Here is a 20,294-nt window from a genome sequence, read left to right on the forward strand (position 1 = left end):
ATTGACCAGTGCATCAAGAGGCGAGGCTGTCGCATCTCTAACTGGCCCAACTGTCGCATTACTAAATAGCCCCTACAAACGGGGCCGATGTCATCGACATCAATATGGGCTGCCCGGCCAAGAAGGTCATCGGCGGCTATGCCGGCTCCGCCCTGATGCGCGAGCCGGATCATGCCCTGTCCTTGATCGAGGCAACGGTCAAGGCCGTGAAGATCCCGGTGACTGTGAAGATGCGCCTCGGCTGGGACGAGATGTCCATCAATGCGCCTGAAATTGCATCTCGCGCGGAAGCGGCAGGCGTGCAGCTGATCACCGTACACGGGCGCACCCGCATGCAGTTTTACGAAGGGCGTGCGAACTGGGATGCGATTGCCGCCGTCCGTGACGCAATCCGCATCCCCTTGATCGCCAATGGCGACGTCGAGACGGTAGCCGACGCTGAGGAGATCCTGCGCCGCTCTGGAGCCGATGCCGTCATGGTCGGGCGCGGCTGCCAGGGCAGACCCTGGCATGCTGGTGTGCTCGCGGGGCAAGATGGGCCAGCCGCGTCGGAAATTCCGAACCTCGTTGTCGAACACTACCGGGCCATGCTGGAGCATTACGGCGTTGAGGTCGGTGTTCGTCACGCCCGCAAACATTTGGGCTGGTATCTCGAGCGCTATGCGCCCGGTCTCGCACCGGATGCCAAGGCAGCCATCATGACATCGAAGAATGCCGAAGACGTGGCCAAGGCTCTGGAGCACTCGCTCGCAGCCGCTTTGGGTCCAGGCGCCAGACAGGAGGCCGCATGACGGCGAACGACAACGCGGGCATGAGTGGCAACGGCCTCGCCATGGCCGTGCTGAATGCGATCCAGAACCCGGTGGTGATGGTGGACGCCAACGGCCACATCGCCTTTGCGAATTGGGAAGCGGAAGCGTTCTTTGGCGCAAGCGCCTCGCATCTCGCGCGCTATCGCATCTCCACCTTCATTCCCTTTGGTAGCCCGCTCCTGTCGCTGATCGAGCAGGTGCGCGAACGCCGCGCGCCGGTCAACGAATACCGCGTCGATCTGAGCTCGCCGCGCCTAGGCCAGGAAAAGCTGGTCGATCTCTATGTCGCGCCGGTTCTGAGCCAGCCGGGCAATGTCGTGGTGGTCTTCCAGGAACGCTCGATGGCCGACAAGATCGATCGCCAGCTGACCCATCGTGCGGCGGCGCGCTCCGTGACCGGACTTGCCTCCATGCTGGCGCATGAAATCAAGAACCCGCTATCCGGCATCCGCGGCGCCGCGCAATTGCTTGAGACAGCGGTAACAGATGAAGACAGGGCACTCACCCGCCTGATCTGCGACGAAACGGACCGCATCGTCTCGCTGGTCGATCGCATGGAGGTCTTCTCCGACGAGCGCCCGGTGGACCGTCAGTCGATCAACATCCACTCGGTGCTCGATCAGGTAAAGGCAGTGGCTAAGGCGGGATTCGCCCGCAACATCCGCATCACCGAAAACTACGACCCCTCGCTGCCGCCGGTCTTTGCTAACAGGGATCAACTGGTGCAGGTCTTCCTGAACCTGGTCAAGAATGCCTCTGAAGCCATTGGCGAGCGCTCGGATGGCGAGATCCAGCTGACGACGGCCTATCGCCCGGGCATCCGGCTGTCGGTCGCCGGTTCTCGCGAAAAGATCTCGTTGCCGCTCGAATTCTGCGTCCATGACAACGGCCCGGGCGTGCCGTCCGATCTGCTGCCGCATCTCTTCGATCCGTTCATTACGACGAAGACAAATGGATCGGGCCTAGGCCTGGCGCTTGTCGCTAAGATCATCGGCGCCCATGGCGGGATCGTTGAATGCGACAGCCAGACCAGCCGTACCACCTTTCGGGTCCTCATGCCCATGTCGAAAGACACGGCGCTGGAAGATGCGCCCCCATCCACATCCACGGGAACGAACTGATGACGGCCACGATCCTTGTTGCAGATGACGATGCTGCGATCCGCACGGTGCTGAACCAGGCGCTGAGCCGTGCGGGCTACGACGTCCGGATCACCTCCAATGCGGCAACCCTCTGGCGCTGGATTTCGGCAGGCGAGGGTGATCTCGTGGTCACCGATGTCGTGATGCCGGATGAGAATGCCTTCGATCTTCTGCCCCGCATCAAGAAGGCGCGGCCCGAACTGCCGGTGCTGGTCATGAGCGCCCAGAACACCTTCATGACGGCCATCAAGGCGTCGGAAAAGGGGGCCTATGACTACCTGCCGAAACCCTTCGACCTGACCGAGCTGATCGCCATCATCGGCCGTGCCCTGTCGGAGCCGAAGAAGCGTCCGGCTCGTCTCGACGACGACATGCAGGACGGCATGCCGCTGGTCGGTCGCTCGGCAGCCATGCAGGAAATCTACCGCGTACTCGCCCGCCTGATGCAGACGGACCTGACGCTGATGATCACCGGCGAATCCGGCACGGGCAAGGAACTGGTCGCCAAAGCGCTGCATGACTATGGCAAGCGCCGCAATGGCCCCTTCGTCGCGATCAACATGGCAGCGATCCCGCGTGACCTGATCGAATCGGAACTCTTCGGCCACGAGAAGGGTGCCTTTACCGGCGCCCAGACCCGCTCGACCGGGCGTTTCGAACAGGCGGAAGGCGGCACGCTCTTCCTCGATGAAATCGGCGATATGCCGATGGACGCCCAGACCCGTCTTCTGCGCGTTCTCCAGCAGGGTGAGTACACGACCGTCGGCGGCCGCACGCCGATCCGCACCGATGTGCGCATTGTCGCCGCGACCAACAAGGACCTGAAACAATCGATCAATCAGGGCCTGTTTCGCGAAGACCTCTACTATCGCCTAAACGTGGTGCCGCTGCGCCTCCCGCCGCTTCGTGATCGCGCCGAGGACATCCCCGATCTCGTTCGGCATTTCATCCAACAGGGCGAAAAAGAAGGTCTTGATTCCAAGCGCTTCGACCATGAGGCTTTGGAAGTCATGAAGGCCTATCCGTGGCCGGGCAATGTGCGTGAACTGGAAAACGTCGTTCGCCGCCTGATGGCGCTTTATCCACAGGATGTGATCGCGCGCGAAATTGTCGAACAGGAACTCCGCTCCGACGTCGCCGACAGCCCGATCTCAAAAATCGGAATGCCGACGGGGACGATGACCATCTCGCAGGCGGTCGAGGAAAACATGCGCACATATTTCGCCTCCTTCGGCGATGCGCTTCCGCCGTCGGGCCTCTACGACCGGGTGTTGACCGAGATGGAGTATCCGTTGATCCTGGCCGCGCTGACCGCGACCCGCGGCAACCAGATCAAGGCCGCCGATCTGCTTGGCCTCAATCGCAATACGCTGCGCAAGAAGATCCGCGAGCTCGGCGTCTCGGTTTACAGGAGCTCCCGTTCCGCTTGACATTGATGGAACGGCCGTTGCAATTTCGCCACATTGCGTTGCTCAAAAGCCACGTTGCATCCTGATCCGTCTGCATATGCGGGTCCGGACGGCGGATTATTTGATCAGCAGAGGCGACGACGATCCAGAGACCGTCGCGTCAATGAGATCCGATCGAGCGGATCCGGGGGAAAGCATGGCAAGCGTGAAGAACGCCGCCGCAGCAGATATCGACACGGCACTGGCACAGGACCGGCGTGCGTCTTTTGCGATGCCTGGCTTGCTGCTGGCCGGTGGAGCTCTTCTGTGCGCCTCGCTCACCCTGCCGATCCTGCTCGGCCTGACCCCGATCGAGCCGACCTCGCAAGTGCTCGTTGCCTCGGCCGTGATCAACTCGCTGTTCATCGTGGGACTGATGTTCCTGATCGGACGCGAGGTGATGCGTCTCTTTAAGGCTCGCAACCGTGGGCGCGCCGCTGCGCGTCTGCATGTGCGGATCGTGGCGCTATTTTCGATCATCGCGATCACCCCGGCCATCCTGGTCGCGATTTTTGCCTCGATCACCTTGAATGTGGGCCTCGATCGCTGGTTCTCGCTCCGGACCCAGTCAATCGTCTCGTCTTCCATGAATGTCGCCCAGGCCTACATGCTGGAGAGTGCGAGCTATCTCCAGGGCCAGACGATCTCGATGGCGAACGACCTCGAACGTAACCGTGCGCTCTTTTATCTCGACCGCAAGGGTTTCGTGGACCTGATGACCCGCCAGGCCCGGGGCCGTGGCATGCTCGGTGCCTTTCTGGTTCGCGAAGACGGCTCGCCAATTACGCAGGCTGATATTGAAACCGACAAGCCGCTCCCGGCAATTCCCCGCGACGCCCTCGGTAGCGCTGCCGCCGGCCAGCCGACTTTGATTCCCCCGGGTGTGACGAACCTCGTCGGGGCCATCATCAAGCTTGAGAGCATCTCTGGTACCTATCTCTACACGATCCGCGCCGTTGATCCGAAGGTCATGCAGGCCATGCGCCTGATGGAGGAGAACACCGCGGAATATCAGTCGATGGAAGACGGCCGCACGACGCTGCAGATCGCCTTTGCCATCCTCTATCTCGGCTTTGCCCTGATCGTTCTCCTGGCCGCCATCTGGACGGCGATTGCCGTAGCCGACCGCATCGTCCGGCCGATCCGGCTTCTGATCGGTGCGGCTGATAGCATTGCCTCGGGCAATCTCAACGTATTGGTGCCCGTCCGCGCAGCGGACGGTGACGTCGGCAGCCTGTCGCGCACCTTCAACAAGATGGTCTCGCAGATCCGCTCGCAGCGCGACGAGATCCTCGAAGCCAAGGACGAGGTCGACGATCGCCGTCGCTTCATCGAGGCGGTTCTGTCCGGCGTGACCGCAGCCGTCATCGGCGTCGAGGACGATGGTGTGATCACCATTGTCAATCCCTCGGCCGAGTACTTCCTGGCGCTTCCGAGTGACCAGCTGATCGGCCAGAAACTGGCCCTGGTGGCCCCCGAGGTGGATGGCGTTCTGGCAGAAGCCGCCGTTCGCCATCGCGGGGGATACCGTGAGCAGATCAACATGATCCGGGGCGGCAAGGAACGGACGCTCAACGTTCAGGTCACCCGGGAGGAAACCCGCGGTTCTGTCGATTCCTATGTCATCACGCTCGACGACATCACCGATCTCGTGGTCGCGCAGCGCTCGACCGCCTGGGCGGATGTGGCGCGGCGCATCGCCCACGAAATCAAGAATCCGCTGACCCCGATCCAGCTCTCCGCCGAACGTCTCAAACGTCGTTACGGCAAGCAGATTGCCGAGGATGACAAGGCTGTCTTCAACCAGTGCACCGATACCATCGTGCGCCAGGTGGAGGATATCGGCCGCATGGTCGATGAGTTCTCCGCCTTCGCGCGTATGCCCAAGCCGACCAAGCAGCGTTCAGACCTGCGCGAGATCCTGACGGATGCCGTATTCCTGCGCGAGATCGGCAGCGCTGAGGTAGAGTTCCAGCGCGATTTCGGCAGCGAGCCGCTCGAAGGCAACTTTGACGCACGCATGCTGGCACAGGCGGTCGGCAATATCGTCAAGAATGCCGTCGAATCGATCGAAGCCGTGCCGAAGGAAGAACTTGGCGAAGGCGGCAGGATCCTCATCCGCTCTTCCTTCGACCGTGAACACGACCGCTTCGTTGTCGATGTCATCGACAACGGCCGTGGTCTGCCCACCGAGAACCGCCACCGGATTCTCGAACCCTACATGACGATGCGCGAGAAGGGCACCGGCCTCGGGCTCGCGATCGTCAAGAAAATCATTGAAGAGCATGGCGGGCAGCTTGAGCTCCACGATGCTCCGGCGGATTTCGACCGGGGTAGAGGCGCGATGATCCGCATCATCCTGCCACGGGCGGAAGCCCCCGCCATCGAGACTGAAAGTGACAAGGAAAAGGTCTATGGCCTCTGATATTCTGGTAGTCGATGACGAAGAGGACATTCGCGAGATCGTCTCCGGCATTTTGAGCGACGAGGGGCACGAGACCCGCACCGCGCATGATGCCGACAGTGCCCTGGCTGCCATTTCTGATCGTGTCCCCCGTCTGGTCTTCCTCGATATCTGGATGCAGGGCAGCCGCCTGGATGGATTGTCTTTGCTCGACGAGATCAAGACGCGCCACCCAGACCTCCCCGTGGTGATGATCTCCGGTCACGGCAACATCGAGACTGCCGTCTCCGCGATCAAAAGGGGTGCCTTCGATTTCATCGAAAAGCCTTTCAAGGCTGACCGCCTGATCCTGATTGCCGAGCGCGCGCTGGAAAACTCCAAGCTGAAGCGCGAGGTCTCCGAGCTGAAGCGCCGTACCGGCGATGCTATCGAGTTGATCGGCACGTCGGTTGCGGTTTCGCAGCTGCGCCAGACCATCGAGAAGGTGGCGCCGACCAACAGTCGCATCATGATCTTTGGTCCTTCCGGTTCCGGCAAGGAACTCGTCGCCCGCATGATCCACAAGCGGTCCGCCCGCTCGGCCGGCCCCTTCGTCTCGCTGAATGCCGCCGCCATCACGCCCGACCGTATGGAAATGGCGCTGTTCGGCACCGAGGGAACGCCCGGCCAGCCACGCCGCATCGGCGCGCTTGAGGAAGCCCATCGTGGCATACTGTACCTCGACGAGATCGGCGAAATGCCGCGTGAAACGCAGAACAAGATCCTTCGTGTGCTCGTCGAGCAGCAGTTCGAACGCGTCGGAGGATCGAAGCGGGTGAAGGTCGATGTGCGCATCATCTCCTCCAGCGCCTACAACCTCGAGAGCCTGATCGCCGAGGGCCGGTTTCGCGAAGATCTTTTCCACCGTCTGGCCGTGGTACCCGTCAAGGTCCCCGCGCTGGCAGAGCGCCGAGAGGACATTCCCTTCCTCGTCGACATGTTCATGCGCCAGATCTCCGAACAGGCGGGCATTCGCCAGCGCAAGATCGGCGACGACGCGATGGCCGTGCTGCAGGCCAATGACTGGCCCGGCAATATCCGCCAGCTGCGCAACAACATCGAACGCCTGATGATCCTCGCTCAGGGCGACAGCCCGGAGACGCCGATCAGCGCCGAAATGCTGCCGCAGGACCTGTCGGACATGCTGCCGAAGGTCTCCGCGAGCAACGACACCCACATCATGACCCTGCCTTTGCGCGAGGCCCGGGAAATGTTCGAACGCGATTATCTGATCGCTCAGATCAATCGTTTCGGCGGCAATATCTCACGCACGGCGGAATTCGTTGGTATGGAACGCTCGGCCCTCCATCGCAAACTGAAGTCGCTTGGCGTATAAGCGGGCGAAACAGAATCGGTAGATCCGGACCTGGGGCGGGAAGCATCGAATGAAAGTCATTATCTGCGGCGCGGGTCAGGTCGGTTACGGTATCGCCGAGCGCCTGTCCCAGGAGGGCAATGATGTCTCTGTCATCGACACCTCCGCCTCGCTCGTCTCCCACATCACCGAGACGCTCGATGTGAGCGGCTATGTCGGCCACGGCGCCCATCCGGATGTGCTGGCGCGCGCCGGTGCCGACCAGGCCGAAATGCTGATCGCCGTCACGCTGTATGACGAGATCAACATGACCGCCTGTCAGGTCGCGCACTCGCTGTTCAACGTGCCGACCAAGATCGCCCGTATCCGGTCTCAGAACTATCTCAAGCCGGAATATTCCGATCTTTTCAGCCGCGAAAACCTGCCGATCGATGTGACGATTTCACCGGAGATCGAGGTCGGCAAGATGGTGCTGCGCCGCATCTCCTTTCCCGGCGCCACCGATATCGTCCGCTTCGCCGATGACCACATCGCCATGCTCGCCATCGAATGCATGGAGGATTGCCCGGTCGTCGACACGCCGCTCAACCAGCTGAGCGAACTCTTCCCCGATCTCATGGCGACCGTCTGTGCGATCTGGCGAAATGGGAAGCTGATGGTCGCACGGTCGCAGGATCATCTGCTGGTCGGGGACCTCGCCTATGTCATCTGCCAGCGGGATCACGCGCGCCGCACGCTTGGCCTCTTCGGTCACGAGGAGCAGGAGGCGGGTCGCATTGTCATCGCCGGCGGGGGCAATATCGGCTACTATGTCGCCCGCGCGCTTGAACAGATGCAGCCGAAGACCCGCCTGAAGATCATTGAAAATGACCGTGAACGGGCGCTTTCCGTCTCGGACCAGTTGAAGGACGGCGTTGTGCTGCACGGCTCCGCACTCGACCAGAACATTCTCCAGCAGGCCGACATCCAGGATGCCGACCTCATGGTGACGCTGACCAACAACGACCAGACCAATATCCTGAGTGCTGCCATGGCAAAGCGCCTCGGCTGCAAGTCGGGTATGGCGCTGATCAACAGCCCGTCCTTCCATGACCTGGCCACCTCGATCGGCATCGATGCACATATCAACCCGCGTGCCGTGACGATTTCTCGCGTACTTCAGCACGTGCGCAAGGGCCGTATCCGCGCCGTCTACGCTGTGCAGAAGGGCAAGGCAGAGGTCATCGAGGCTGAAGCGTTGGAGACCTCTCCGCTGGTCGGCAAGCCATTTCGTGAGCTGGAACTTCCGCCCGGCCTGCGCGTCGGGGCCATTCTGCGCGACAAGACGGTGATTCGCCCCAATGGCGACACGAAGATCAAGGCCAAGGATCGCGTTGTCCTTTTCGCGGCCGCCGATGCCGTCCGCCATGTCGAGCAGCTGTTCCGCGTTTCGATCCAGTATTTCTGAAGGTCCAGATCCCCATGCCCCGCATCGCCTATGTCAATGGCCGCTATCTGCCGCATTCCGAGGCGGGTGTTCATATCGAGGATCGCGGTTACCAGTTTGCCGATGGCGTCTATGAGGTCTGCGAGATCCGCCACGGCATGATCGTCGATCTGACTCGCCATCTCGATCGGCTCGACCGCTCGCTGTCGGAGCTTCAGATGAAGAGTCCGATGAGCCGTGCGGCGCTGACCCAGGTGATCCGGGAAGTGGCTCGCCGCAACCGCGTCAAGAACGGTCTTTTCTACCTGCAGGTCACCCGGGGTGTGGCCAGGCGCGATCATGTCTATCCCTCGGCCGATACTCCGCCGAGCCTGGTGATCACGGCGAAGATCACCGATCCCGCTGTGATCGCGAAAAAGAACGAGATTGGTTTGAAGGCGATCACCCTTCCGGACAACCGCTGGGATCGGGTGGACATCAAGACCGTCGGCCTTCTGCCCAATGCCATGGCACGGCAGGCGGCGAAGGAAAAGGGCGCCCAGGAGGCGATCTATGTCGACGCGCGCGGCATGGTGACGGAGGGAGCGGCGACCAATGTCTGGATTGTCGACAAGGATGGCGTGCTCGTCACCCGTCCGGCCGAGCACGGCATTCTGCGTGGTGTCACCCGAACCGGCCTGATGGATGTAACGGCCAAAATTGGGATCAAGGTGGAGGAGCGCGAGTTCTCCCGCGATGAGATGCTCTCTGCCCGGGAGGTCTTCATCACGGCGGCAACCAGTATCTGCTTCCCGATTGTCGAAATCGATGGCCAGCCGATCGGCAATGGCCATCCCGGCGCCATGGCCGAGCGCATCCGTTCGTCCTTTTTCGACGTTGCGGAAAAGACGGTGATTTGATACCACCTCTTTTCGGCGGAGGGGCGAGGGGCCAATTGCCCGAGCTGATCAGCTGTCAAACAATAATCACACCGGTCGACAAAAGGCCGGCAAGAAAGAAAGAAGCGGCGCCATGGCGGAACGTTCTCAGAATCTCCAGGATCTATTCCTCAATACCGTTCGCAAGCAGAAGATTTCGCTGACGATCTTCCTGATCAACGGCGTCAAGCTCACCGGTGTTGTGACATCCTTCGACAATTTCTGTGTTCTCCTGCGTCGCGACGGCCACTCCCAGCTGGTCTACAAGCACGCCATCTCGACCATCATGCCGGGCCAGCCGATGTCGATGTTCGAGAGCGACGACGCCTCTTCCGGACAGGACTGAGATCATCACCAGCCGCGATACAAAGAACGAATCGATCATCCCGGAGAACGAAAAGCGCCGGGATGACATGCGGGCGCTCGTGCTCGTGCCCGTCCTGAAGCAGGCGAAGGCTCAAGCACTGCCTGAAGGGGCCCCGCCGGCCCCGAGCCGGTCCAACGAAGCACGTCTCGAAGAGGCGATCGGCCTTGCCCGTGCCATCGACCTCACCATCGTTCAGGGTTTGATCGTCACGGTCAGCCAGCCGCGCCCAGCGACCCTGCTCGGCACCGGCAAGATCGCCGAGGTCAAGGCACTGCTCGACGAGCATGACGCGGGCCTGGTGATCGTCGATCATCCGCTGACACCGGTTCAGCAGCGCAATCTCGAAAAGGAATGGGGCGCCAAGGTCATCGACCGAACTGGCCTCATCTTGGAAATCTTCGGCCGCCGCGCCTCCACCAAGGAAGGCACGCTGCAGGTCGAGCTTGCGCATCTCAACTACCAGAAGGGCCGTCTGGTCCGCTCCTGGACCCACCTTGAACGCCAGCGCGGCGGCGCGGGCTTCATGGGCGGTCCGGGTGAAACCCAGATCGAAGCCGACCGTCGGCAGTTGCAGGACAAGATCATCAAGCTCGAGCGCGAGCTTGAACAAGTGGTGCGCACCCGCCAGCTGCACCGCGCCAAGCGCCGCAAGGTGCCGCATCCGATCGTCGCACTCGTCGGCTACACCAATGCCGGCAAGTCGACGCTGTTCAACCGCATCACCGGTGCGGGCGTGCTCGCCGAAGACATGCTGTTTGCGACGCTTGATCCGACCCTGCGCCGCATGAAGCTGCCGCATGGCCGCACCGTGATCATGTCCGACACCGTCGGTTTCATCTCCGACCTGCCGACCCACCTCGTCGCCGCCTTCCGTGCCACGCTCGAAGAGGTGCTCGAAGCCGATCTCATCCTGCATGTCCGCGACATGTCGGATCCCGATAACGGTGCCCAGTCGGCAGATGTCCTGCGCATCCTCGACGATCTCGGCATTGACGAGAAGGAGCGCTCCGAGCGCATCCTCGAAGTCTGGAACAAGATCGACCGGCTCGACCCGGAAAACCATGACGGCCTGCTGCGAAAGGCGGCCGGCCGCGAGAATGTCCTGCCCGTTTCCGCCATCAGCGGCGAGGGCGTCGATACCCTGCTTGACGTCATCTCGCAGCGCCTCTCTGGCGTCCTGACCGAGGCCAGGATCACCATTCCCGCCGACAAGCACGCGGTGATCTCCTGGCTCTATGAAAACGCCGTCGTCAGCGACCGCGAGGACCACGAAGACGGCTCCGTCAGCCTCGACCTGCGCCTGACAGACCGCCAGGCCCAGGAACTCGAACGCAAGCTCGGCGGCCTGCGGCCCGCGCCGAAGGAAGACTGGGAGCGGTAAGCTCCCTCTAATCCTGTTGATCCAGGTCAACCGATCGCCCCACAAGATGTGTCAACTTTTGTTTACACACACGGGAGGTGGTCATGCGCGTCGTCTTCATCCATCCGAACTATCATTCCGGCGGCGCCGAGATTGCCGGCAATTGGCCGCCCGCCTGGGTCGCCTATCTCGGCGGCGCGCTGAAGTCTGCTGGCTTCACCGACATCCATTTCCTCGATGCCATGACCAATGACATGACCGAGGACCGGCTGCGCGAGGAATTGCGCCGCCTGCAGCCGGATTTGATCGGCTGCACCGCGATCACCCCGTCGATCTACATGGCCGAGCGCTGCCTGGAGATCGCGAAAGAGGTCTGCCCCCAGGCGCTGCGGGTCCTCGGCGGCATTCATGCCACCTTCATGTACCAGCAGGTCTTGACCGAGGCGCCCTACATTGACGTCATCGTCCGTGGCGAGGGCGAGGAGATCATCGTCGAACTCGCCCACGCCTTTGCCGCCGGCAACTGGAAGGAGGCGAGGGCAGGGATCAGGGGCCTCGCCTATATCACCGACGACGGCAAGATCATCGCGACGCCAGCGGCCCCCACCGTCAAGAATTTCGATGCCGTCGAACCGGATTGGACGCTGCTCGAATGGGAAAAATACATCTACGTGCCGCTTGGCGTCAGGGTCGCGATCCCGAATATGGCGCGTGGCTGTCCCTTCACCTGCTCCTTCTGCTCGCAATGGAAGTTCTGGCGCGACTATCGCATCCGTGATCCGAAGAAGGTGGTCGACGAGATCGAAAAGCTGGTCAACGACCACCAGGTCGGCTTCTTTATCCTGGCCGACGAGGAACCCACCATCAACCGCAAGAAGTTCATCGCCTTCTGCGAGGAACTGATCGCCCGCGGCCTGCCGGACAAGGTCAAATGGGGCATCAACACCCGCGTCACCGACATTATCAGAGACGAGGAATATCTGGCCCTCTATCGCAAGGCCGGCCTCGTGCATGTCTCGCTCGGCACGGAGGCCGCCGCGCAGCTGAAACTCGACCGATTCAACAAGGAAACCAAGGTTGCCGAGAACAAGAAAGCGATCCGTCTGCTGCGCGAAGCGGACATCTTCACCGAGGCACAATTCATCGTTGGTCTTGAGAATGAGACGGCGGAGACGCTGGAGGAAACCTATCGCATGGCGCGCGACTGGAACCCGGATCTCGCCAACTGGGCCATGTATACGCCCTGGCCCTTCTCGCCGCTCTTCCAGGAGTTGGGTGACAAGGTCGAGATCTTCGACTTCTCGAAATACAATTTCGTGACGCCGATCATGAAGCCGGATGCCATGGACCGTGCCGAATTGCTCGACCGTGTGATGAACAATTACCGCCGCTTCTACATGATCAAAGCGCTTTTCCATTACCCCTGGCGCGGCAAGGGTTTTCGCCGCCGCTATCTGCTCGGCTGCCTCAAGGCCTTCATGAAGGCTGGCTTCGAGCGCAAGTTCTACGATCTCGGCAAGCACAATTACTGGGGCCCACAATCGAAGGAAAAGATCGATTTCGGCTTCGACATGAGCCGCAAGATCGCACCCGCCCAGATGGCCGACTGGCAGGCGGCCTCCGACCGCGCCAGTCAGCTGCGTGCCCGCAAGGCAGGCGAGGCGGAAGAGGCACGAACGCCCGTCATGGCCTGTGGCGGAGGGCCGGAGAGCCACGATGCCCACGTCTGACCGCGGACTGACACGGCTGTTCGCCGACGCCGAGCGACCGGAAACGCCTCTGGCTCGTCCGCCAGCCCGTATCGGTCCGAACGCGATCATCCAGACAGGCCAGGCCCTGTCCGCCCTCTATGGGCCTGGTGCCGCACGTCTGATTTTCGAGGCAGCCGGGTTAGGGCGATACATCGGTGTTCTGCCGACGACGATGATAGACGAGCGCGAACCCGTGGCGCTCTTTGCCGCCATCCAGGCGACGCTCCCTGCCGCCGAGGCCGACCGCGTCTTGGCCGAGGCCGGGCATCGCACGGGGCACTACATCATGGAAAATCGCATCCCGCCACTCGCGCGGCAGATCCTGCCGAAGCTGCCGCCCGGGCTGTCCTCGCGACTTCTCGTATCCGCCATTGCCCGCCACGCCTGGACCTTTGCCGGCAGCGGCCGCTTTGAGGGCCGGGTGACCGGATGGAAACGCCCGGTGGTGACATTGGTCATCGCCGCGAACCCACTGGCCACAGCCGGTTGCCCTTGGCACGGTGCAGTCTTCCAGCGGCTGTTTGCGAGCCTGTGCGGTAATGTGGGATCGGTCCGGCACAGTCAGTGCTGCGCCCGTGGGGACGGCTTTTGCGTCACCCAGCTTAGTCTGGCTCCGATACCATAACGGTGGTCGCAGGCGCATCCGGGCAGGTGTCTACCTGCCCTTCGCCGCCTGCCAAAGCGCTTCCATCCGTTCCAGCGACGCGCCCTCCAACGTCTCACCTGATGCTTGAAGAGCAGTCTCTATATAGCTGAATCGGTTTCGAAACTTCGTGTTTGTTCCGCGCAGGGCCTGCTCCGGTTCTGCGCCCACATGCCGGCCGATATTCACAAGCGCGAAGATCAGGTCGCCGAGTTCGTCCTTGACCTTGTGCGGCCGGTTTTCGGCCAGCGCCTCGCGCAATTCGCCGATCTCCTCCTCGATCTTGTCGAGGATGGGGGCGGCCTCCGACCAGTCGAAACCGACCTTGGCCGCACGCTCCTGCAGCTTCAGCGCTTCGGTGAGTGCCGGAAAGGACCGCTGAACCGAGCCGAGATAGCCGGTGTCGGGATCGGCGGCCGAACCGCGGGCCGCACGGCGTGCGAGACGTTCGGCCTTTTCCTGCTGCTTGATCTTGTCCCACTGCGCCTTGACCGCCTCCGGCGTATCGGCATCGGAGCGGGCAAACACATGCGGGTGACGGCGGATCATCTTGTGGGTAATTGCCTCGACCACGTCGCCGAAGGAGAACAGGCCTTCCTCCTCGGCGATCCGGGCATGGAAGACCACCTGCAGCAACAGGTCGCCCAGTTCCTCGCAGAGATCATCCGGATCCTTGCGCTCGATGGCGTCGGCCACCTCATAGGCCTCCTCGATCGTATAGGGTTTGATCGTCTCGAAAGTCTGGACAATGTCCCAGGGGCAACCCGTCTCGGGCTGGCGCAGCGCCGCCATGATCTCGAGCAGGCGGTTGATATCGGTGGAGGCTTCCATGATGGTCCTGTCTGATCGCTCAGTTGAGCGGAATGTCGTTTTCACCCTTGGACGACTGGTATGCGTCCGAAAGGCGGTCATATTCCGTCTTGATCCGGCTGACCTGCTCGAAAAGTGCGGGGCGTTCGGCGTCGTCAGCAGAGGCCACCATTTCGATCATCGCATGGCTGAGCCAGAAGGCGTTTTGCCGCCGATAGCCACCGGGTTCGAGGCCAAAGACCTCCTTGAGGATCTTCAGGTCATGCGGGATGGCAAAGGCGTCGCGGCTATCTTCATGGCTGAAGAAATAGTAGAAATTGTCGAATCCGGCCCAGGTGATCGCCGACATGCACATGGTGCAGGGTTCGTGCGTCGACAGAAAGATCAGGTCCCGGGTGTTGGGGCGCTCGCCCCGCTCGTAGAAGCGTTTCAGAGTATGGACTTCGCCATGCCAGAGCGGGTTTTCCAGCTCGTTGTTGGTTTCGGCGAGAACGAGCGACAGGTCCGACTTGCGAAGGATCGCGGCGCCGAAGACCTTGTTGCCGGCCGCAACACCCTTGGCCGTCAGCGGCAAGATGTCGTGTTCGATCACGTCGAGCAGTCTACGGGTCAATTCGGGTGAGGTCATCTGGTGCTGCTCCGCTGTTATGCGCTGCAATCCTATCGCTTGCAGAACCGGCGCTGAAAGTGAAATGATGCTCTGTCTCCAACTTTTTCCGGCACATGGAGCGTCCTGATCCCGGACGAGGGATCTGAGCACCGGCCGGTGAGTTTTGCTCGCATCGGCAGGGGGACTAGGACAGAAATACGCAAGGTGCGGGGCGAAGGGATTCCTGTTTCTTCAATTCTTAAACCTGAAACGCGATAGTGCAGCATTCTGGCATCGGATGATTCATGGCGCAGCAGGACAAACAGCTTTCGGTCTTTCCGGCCTTCTTCAAGGTCGAGAACGAGGTCGCCGCCGTTTTTGGAAACGGTGACGAGGCCTATGCCAAGGCGCGCCTGCTCAAGAACACCGAGGCCCGCATCGTCGCCTATGCCGATGCCCCGGAAGCCGACTACGCTGCCTTCCTCTCGGCAAACGCCATCGAGCAGGTCGCCGAGCCTTTTGATCCTTCACAGGTGGTCGGCGCGCGTCTGGTCTTCGCCGCAACGGGCGAGGGCGCTCTCGACCGCGAGATCGTGACCGCCGCCCGCGCCGCCCGGATCCCTGCCAATGCCGTGGATCAGCCCGACTGGTGCGATTTCTACACGCCGGCGCTCGTCAACCGTGCGCCCATCGCCGTTGCCATCGGCACCGAAGGCGTTGGCCCGGTTCTCGCCCAGATGATCCGCGCCGACATCGATCGCCTTCTGCCGCGCTCGCTCGGCAAGCTCGGGCGCCTTGCCAATTCCTACCGCCGCGCCGTTGATCGCCTTGTGCCACGCGGAGCGCCGCGCCGGTTGTTCTGGCGCGATTTCTTCAAGGGCAAGGTCGCCGATCACGTCGAGGCGGACGAGATCAGCCTGGCCCGCCGTGAAGCTACCCGCCTGCTGAAGGGCGTTGCTGCAGATCGCGTCGAAGGCCGCGTTTTCCTCGTCGGTGCCGGCCCGGGCGCCGAAGACCTGCTGACGCTGCGCGCCCATCGCCTGATGATGGAATGCGATGTCATCGTGTATGACGCGCTGGTGCCGCGTGAAGTGGTCGATATGGGCCGCCGTGATGCGGAGCGCATTCCGGTTGGCAAGCGCAAGGGCTGTCATTCCAAGTCGCAGAGCGAAATCAATGCGTTGCTCGTCGAGCTTGGCCATGCCGGCAAGCGTGTCGTCCGTCTGAAGTCGGGTGATCCACTGGTCTTTGGTCGTGCCGGCGAAGAGATGGCAGCACTCCGCGATGCGGGCATTGCCTACGAGATTGTCCCTGGTGTGACCTCGGCACTCGCCGCCGCCGCAGACTTCGAACTGCCGCTGACGCTGCGCGGCGTGTCCTCGTCGCTGGTCTTCACGACCGGCCACGATTTGCAGGGTAATGTGCTGCCGGATTGGGCGCGGCTTGCGCTGTCGGGCGCAACCGTTGCCGTCTATATGGGCCGCACGGTCGCCGCCTCCGTCGCCGAGCGTCTGATGGCGGGCGGCCTCGCCGAGGACACGACGGTTGCCGTCGTCGAGAATGCCGGGCGTCGCGACAGCCGTCTGCTGCACGGCACGCTCAAGGAATTGCCGGGACTGGAGGCTCGTACCGAGCTAACCGGCCCGGTCATGGTCATTATCGGCGACGCGGTCGCCGGCGCCGATTTCAGCCGCTCCGAACCGTTGGGTGCGCGCGTGACGGCAGAACTGGAAATTGCGAGGAACTGACATGGCAGACAAAGTCTTGACCGCCAACCGCCTGACCGACGGCATCGCCGTCTGGCTCGATGCCAATGGCCAGTGGACCGAGCGTCTGCAGGAAGCTTTCGTAGCGCGTCATGCCGAGGCAGTCGAAGCGCTGGAAACCGCCGGCAAGCAGGCCTTCGCCAGCAATCTCGTCGTTGATGTCAATGTCATCGAGATCGAAGAAAAGGATGGCAAGCTGCGCCCCTTGCGCCTGCGCGAGCGCATTCGTGCGGAAGGCCCCACCATTGCATATGCAGAGGGTCACGGTTATGCCGACCCGGCATTCATCGCCGCTTGAGGCTTGAGGTAAGACATGTATCGTTATGACGAATTCGACCACGCCTTCGTATCGGCGCGCGTAGAGCAGTTCCGCGACCAGGTGGCCCGCCGCCTGTCGGGTGAACTTGCAGAAGACGCGTTCAAGCCGCTGCGCCTGATGAACGGCGTCTATCTCCAGCTGCATGCCTACATGCTGCGCGTCGCCATTCCCTATGGCACGCTGAATTCGAAGCAAATGCGGATGCTGGCCCATATCGCCCGCAAGTACGACCGCGGCTATGGCCACTTCACCACCCGCCAGAACATCCAGTACAATTGGCCGAAGCTGTCCGACACGCCCGACATTCTGAAGGATCTCGCAAGCGTCGAAATGCACGCCATCCAGACCTCGGGCAACTGCATCCGCAACGTGACCGCCGATCATTTCGCCGGTGCTGCTGCCGATGAAGTCGCCGATCCGCGCCCTTACGCCGAGATCCTCCGCCAGTGGTCCTCGCTGCATCCGGAATTCTCCTTCCTGCCGCGCAAGTTCAAGATCGCCGTCACCGGCGCCGAGAAGGACCGCGCCGCGATCCAGGTGCATGACATCGGTCTGCATCTGAAGAAGAACGCATCAGGCGAACTCGGCTTTGCGGTCTATGTCGGCGGTGGCCAGGGCCGCACGCCGCTGATCGCCAAGAAGATCCGCGACTTCCTGCCGGAAGCCGACCTTCTGACCTACATCACCGCGATCGTGCGCGTGTATAACCTGCATGGTCGCCGCGACAACAAGTACAAGGCCCGCATCAAGATCCTCGTGCACGAAACCGGCGTCGAAGAACTGACCCGTCAGGTCGAGGCCGAATTCGCCGAGATCCGTGACAGCGAACTGAAGCTGCCGGAAGGCGATATCCGCGCGATCGAAACCTATTTCGCCCCGCCGGCACTCACCGCCCGTCCGGACGGCTGGGAAGCGCTGGCCCGTGCGCAGAAGGCAGATGCCGCCTTCGCCGCCTGGGTGCGCCACAACGTCCAGGAACATCGTCATCCGGATTATGCCATGGTGACGATCTCGCTGAAGCCGATCGGTGGCACGCCGGGCGATGCCTCGGACGCCCAGATGGATCTGGTTGCCGATCTTGCCGAGCGCTACGCCTTCGACGAAATCCGCGTCAGCCACGAACAGAACCTAATCCTGCCGCATGTGGCCAAGGGTGATCTCTATCCGCTCTATCAGGCGCTGGAAAAGGCAGGGCTCGCCACCGCCAATTCCAACCTGATCACCGACATGATTGCCTGTCCGGGCCTGGATTACTGCGCGCTTGCCAACGCCCGCTCCATTCCGGTCGCCCAGGCGATTTCCGAGCGCTTCGGTTCGCTCGAGCGCCAGCAGGAGATCGGTGAGCTCAAGATCAAGATCTCCGGCTGCATCAATGCCTGCGGCCACCACCATGTCGGCCATATCGGCCTGCTCGGTGTCGAGAAGAAGGGGGCCGAACTCTACCAGATCACGCTGGGTGGTTCCGGTGACGAGAACTCCTCGATCGGCGAGATCATCGGTCGCGGCTTCGAGCCGGAAAAGGTAACGGACGCCGTCGAGACGATCGTCGATACCTATCTCGGCCTGCGCCTCGATCCGAAGGAAACCTTCCTCGAAGCCTATCGCCGCGTCGGTCCGAAGCCGTTCAAGGACGCGCTTTATGGCAACGCCTCTGCCGAAGCCGCGTGAGACTGGAAATACTATGACCAAGATCTGGAAAGAAACCGGTTTCGTCGATGGCGACATCTGGGTAACCGAAACGGAAGACCGCAAGGTAGGCGAGGGCGAAAAGGTGCTTCTCCCTCTGGACGCTTTCCTGGAAGCCGTTGGAGAGACCAACGATGTCGGCCTCGGCGTGCTGATCGCACCGGCTGACGACGTCAAGAAGCTTGAGCCGCATCTCGACCGCATCGCACTCATCGCGGTCGCGTTTCCGGCCTTCAACGATGGCCGTGGTTTCAGCCATGCGTCGCTGCTGCGCGAGCGTCTGGGCTATGCCGGTGAACTGCGCGCCGTTGGCGACGTCCTGATCGACCAGGTGCCGCTGATGCTGCGCACCGGCTTCGACAGCTTCGCCGTGACCAATCGCGTCGCCCAGCGGCGGCTTGCTGAGAACTGTCTCACGGGCGTTGCCCAGCGCTACCAGCCGACGGCCCGTGCATCGGAAGCCGCCGGCGGCTTCAGCTGGCGTCGCCTCGGCTCTACGGGCGCCTGAGACATAGAAATATCGCTATCAAAGGGCGGCAAATTGACCTCGGTCAAGGTTGCCGCCTTCGCTTTAACGGATATCTCGGCTGCGAAATGCGCATGCCGGCTGAATTGTGGAATGGGACGGTCTGGATTATAGGCTCTTCCCAATCGACTGAACGATAGGACCGACAGCCTATGAATGCTCCTGTGAAGACCGACAACGCCGAACTGATCGTGCCCGAAGGCGTCTATGCCGAAACGGTTCTGAGCGTCACGCACTATACCGACCGCCTGTTCCGCTTTCGCATGACCCGCCCCGCCGGCTTCCGCTTCCGCTCGGGCGAGTTTGCGATGATCGGCCTGATGGTCGAGGGCAAGCCGATCTACCGCGCCTATTCGATCGCCAGCCCCTCCTGGGACGAAGAACTCGAGTTCTTCTCCATCAAGGTTCCCGATGGCCCGCTGACCCAGCATCTGCAGAAGATCCAGCCGGGCGACAAGGTGCTGATGCGCAAGAAGCCGACCGGCACGCTGGTGCTCGATGCACTCACCCCCGGCAAGCGCCTCTACATGTTCTCGACCGGCACCGGCATTGCGCCTTTCGCCAGCCTGATCCGCGATCCCGAGACCTATGAGAAGTTCGAGGAAGTCATCCTCACACACACCTGCCGCGACGTGGCTGAACTGAAATACGGCTTCGATCTGGTCGAGGAAATCAAGAACCATGAATTCCTGGCCGAAGTCGTCGGCGACAAGCTGAAGCACTACGCAACGGTGACCCGCGAAGACTTCCCCTTCAAGGGCCGCATCACCGACCTTATCGAGAATGGCAAGCTGTTCACCGATCTCGGCGTGCCGGCGCTCGACCCCGCCATCGATCGCGGCATGATCTGCGGCTCGACCGCCATGCTGAAGGACACCAAGGAACTGCTCGAAAAGGCAGGACTCACCGAAGGTGCCAACAACAAGCCGGCCGAGTTCGTCATCGAACGGGCCTTCGTCGGCTGATGTCATCGG

17 protein-coding genes and 1 pseudogene are annotated in these 20,294 nt (G+C 61.8%); 16 read left to right on the forward strand and 2 right to left on the reverse strand.

What is annotated here, in order from left to right; genetic code table 11:
• Nucleotides 1-65 precede the first annotated feature (65 nt).
• The 11 genes and pseudogenes from H6M51_RS22760 to bchJ all read left to right on the forward strand — a co-directional run.
• Nucleotides 66-791 (forward strand): annotated as a pseudogene (locus H6M51_RS22760) (tRNA dihydrouridine synthase); the annotation flags it as partial.
• A complete protein-coding gene (locus H6M51_RS22765; protein ID WP_185812106.1) occupies nucleotides 788-1,933 on the forward strand; it encodes a nitrogen regulation protein NR(II) in 1,146 nt (381 codons plus the stop codon). The pseudogene H6M51_RS22760 and the gene H6M51_RS22765, both read left to right, overlap by 4 nt.
• Nucleotides 1,933-3,384 (forward strand): nitrogen regulation protein NR(I), encoded by a 1,452-nt coding sequence (gene ntrC, locus H6M51_RS22770; RefSeq protein WP_185812107.1) that lies wholly within the window; start codon nucleotides 1,933-1,935, stop codon nucleotides 3,382-3,384. Before H6M51_RS22765 ends, ntrC begins: the two co-directional genes overlap by 1 nt.
• 175 nt (nucleotides 3,385-3,559) lie before the next feature.
• Entirely contained in the window at nucleotides 3,560-5,827 is a 2,268-nt protein-coding gene (locus H6M51_RS22775; RefSeq protein WP_185812108.1) for a PAS domain-containing sensor histidine kinase, read from the forward strand.
• Entirely contained in the window at nucleotides 5,817-7,181 is a 1,365-nt protein-coding gene (locus H6M51_RS22780; protein ID WP_162547856.1) for a sigma-54 dependent transcriptional regulator, read from the forward strand. Before H6M51_RS22775 ends, H6M51_RS22780 begins: the two co-directional genes overlap by 11 nt.
• 49 nt (nucleotides 7,182-7,230) lie before the next feature.
• Nucleotides 7,231-8,607, forward strand: a complete 1,377-nt coding sequence (gene trkA / locus H6M51_RS22785) for a Trk system potassium transporter TrkA (RefSeq protein ID WP_185812109.1) — start codon at nucleotides 7,231-7,233, stop codon at nucleotides 8,605-8,607.
• Between the two features lie 14 nt (nucleotides 8,608-8,621).
• Complete coding sequence (locus H6M51_RS22790; RefSeq protein WP_185812110.1) at nucleotides 8,622-9,485, forward strand: D-amino-acid transaminase; 864 nt, start codon at nucleotides 8,622-8,624, stop codon at nucleotides 9,483-9,485.
• 112 nt (nucleotides 9,486-9,597) lie between these two features.
• A complete protein-coding gene (hfq, locus tag H6M51_RS22795) occupies nucleotides 9,598-9,849 on the forward strand; it encodes an RNA chaperone Hfq (protein WP_162547859.1) in 252 nt (83 codons plus the stop codon).
• Nucleotides 9,850-9,916: 67 nt separating this feature from the next.
• Nucleotides 9,917-11,251, forward strand: a complete 1,335-nt coding sequence (gene hflX / locus H6M51_RS22800; protein WP_185812111.1) for a GTPase HflX — start codon at nucleotides 9,917-9,919, stop codon at nucleotides 11,249-11,251.
• Nucleotides 11,252-11,334: 83 nt separating this feature from the next.
• Complete coding sequence (bchE, locus tag H6M51_RS22805; protein ID WP_185812112.1) at nucleotides 11,335-12,960, forward strand: magnesium-protoporphyrin IX monomethyl ester anaerobic oxidative cyclase; 1,626 nt, start codon at nucleotides 11,335-11,337, stop codon at nucleotides 12,958-12,960.
• Nucleotides 12,947-13,606, forward strand: coding sequence for a bacteriochlorophyll 4-vinyl reductase (gene bchJ / locus H6M51_RS22810; RefSeq protein ID WP_185812113.1), 660 nt, complete (start codon nucleotides 12,947-12,949; stop codon nucleotides 13,604-13,606). Before bchE ends, bchJ begins: the two co-directional genes overlap by 14 nt.
• A gap of 30 nt (nucleotides 13,607-13,636) precedes the next feature.
• Here the strand turns inward: bchJ and mazG are convergent, their stop codons facing one another.
• Both mazG and H6M51_RS22820 read right to left on the reverse strand, forming a co-directional pair.
• The gene (gene mazG, locus H6M51_RS22815) at nucleotides 13,637-14,455 is read right to left on the reverse strand and encodes a nucleoside triphosphate pyrophosphohydrolase (RefSeq protein WP_185812114.1); all 819 of its coding nucleotides are present in this window, start codon (nucleotides 14,453-14,455) and stop codon (nucleotides 13,637-13,639) included.
• A 19-nt stretch (nucleotides 14,456-14,474) separates the two neighbouring features.
• Nucleotides 14,475-15,062, reverse strand: a complete 588-nt coding sequence (locus H6M51_RS22820; RefSeq protein ID WP_185812115.1) for a deaminase — start codon at nucleotides 15,060-15,062, stop codon at nucleotides 14,475-14,477.
• Between the two features lie 266 nt (nucleotides 15,063-15,328).
• On the opposite strand from H6M51_RS22820, the gene cysG reads away from it, so the two are divergent.
• The 5 genes from cysG to H6M51_RS22845 all read left to right on the forward strand — a co-directional run bounded on the left by cysG (nucleotide 15,329) and on the right by H6M51_RS22845 (nucleotide 20,285).
• The gene (gene cysG / locus H6M51_RS22825) at nucleotides 15,329-16,771 is read left to right on the forward strand and encodes a siroheme synthase CysG (RefSeq protein WP_185812116.1); all 1,443 of its coding nucleotides are present in this window, start codon (nucleotides 15,329-15,331) and stop codon (nucleotides 16,769-16,771) included.
• Nucleotide 16,772: 1 nt separating this feature from the next.
• Nucleotides 16,773-17,087, forward strand: a complete 315-nt coding sequence (locus H6M51_RS22830; protein WP_162547867.1) for a DUF2849 domain-containing protein — start codon at nucleotides 16,773-16,775, stop codon at nucleotides 17,085-17,087.
• A gap of 15 nt (nucleotides 17,088-17,102) precedes the next feature.
• Complete coding sequence (locus H6M51_RS22835) at nucleotides 17,103-18,776, forward strand: nitrite/sulfite reductase (RefSeq protein WP_185812117.1); 1,674 nt, start codon at nucleotides 17,103-17,105, stop codon at nucleotides 18,774-18,776.
• 13 nt (nucleotides 18,777-18,789) lie between these two features.
• A complete protein-coding gene (locus tag H6M51_RS22840; protein WP_185812118.1) occupies nucleotides 18,790-19,302 on the forward strand; it encodes a DUF934 domain-containing protein in 513 nt (170 codons plus the stop codon).
• A gap of 170 nt (nucleotides 19,303-19,472) precedes the next feature.
• Nucleotides 19,473-20,285: a ferredoxin--NADP reductase gene (locus H6M51_RS22845; protein ID WP_113377544.1), complete on the forward strand. Its 813-nt coding sequence runs from the start codon at nucleotides 19,473-19,475 to the stop codon at nucleotides 20,283-20,285.
• Nucleotides 20,286-20,294 lie beyond the last annotated feature (9 nt).

Source organism: Rhizobium sp. AQ_MP (assembly GCF_014237835.1).
Lineage (GTDB): Bacteria > Pseudomonadota > Alphaproteobacteria > Rhizobiales > Rhizobiaceae > Allorhizobium.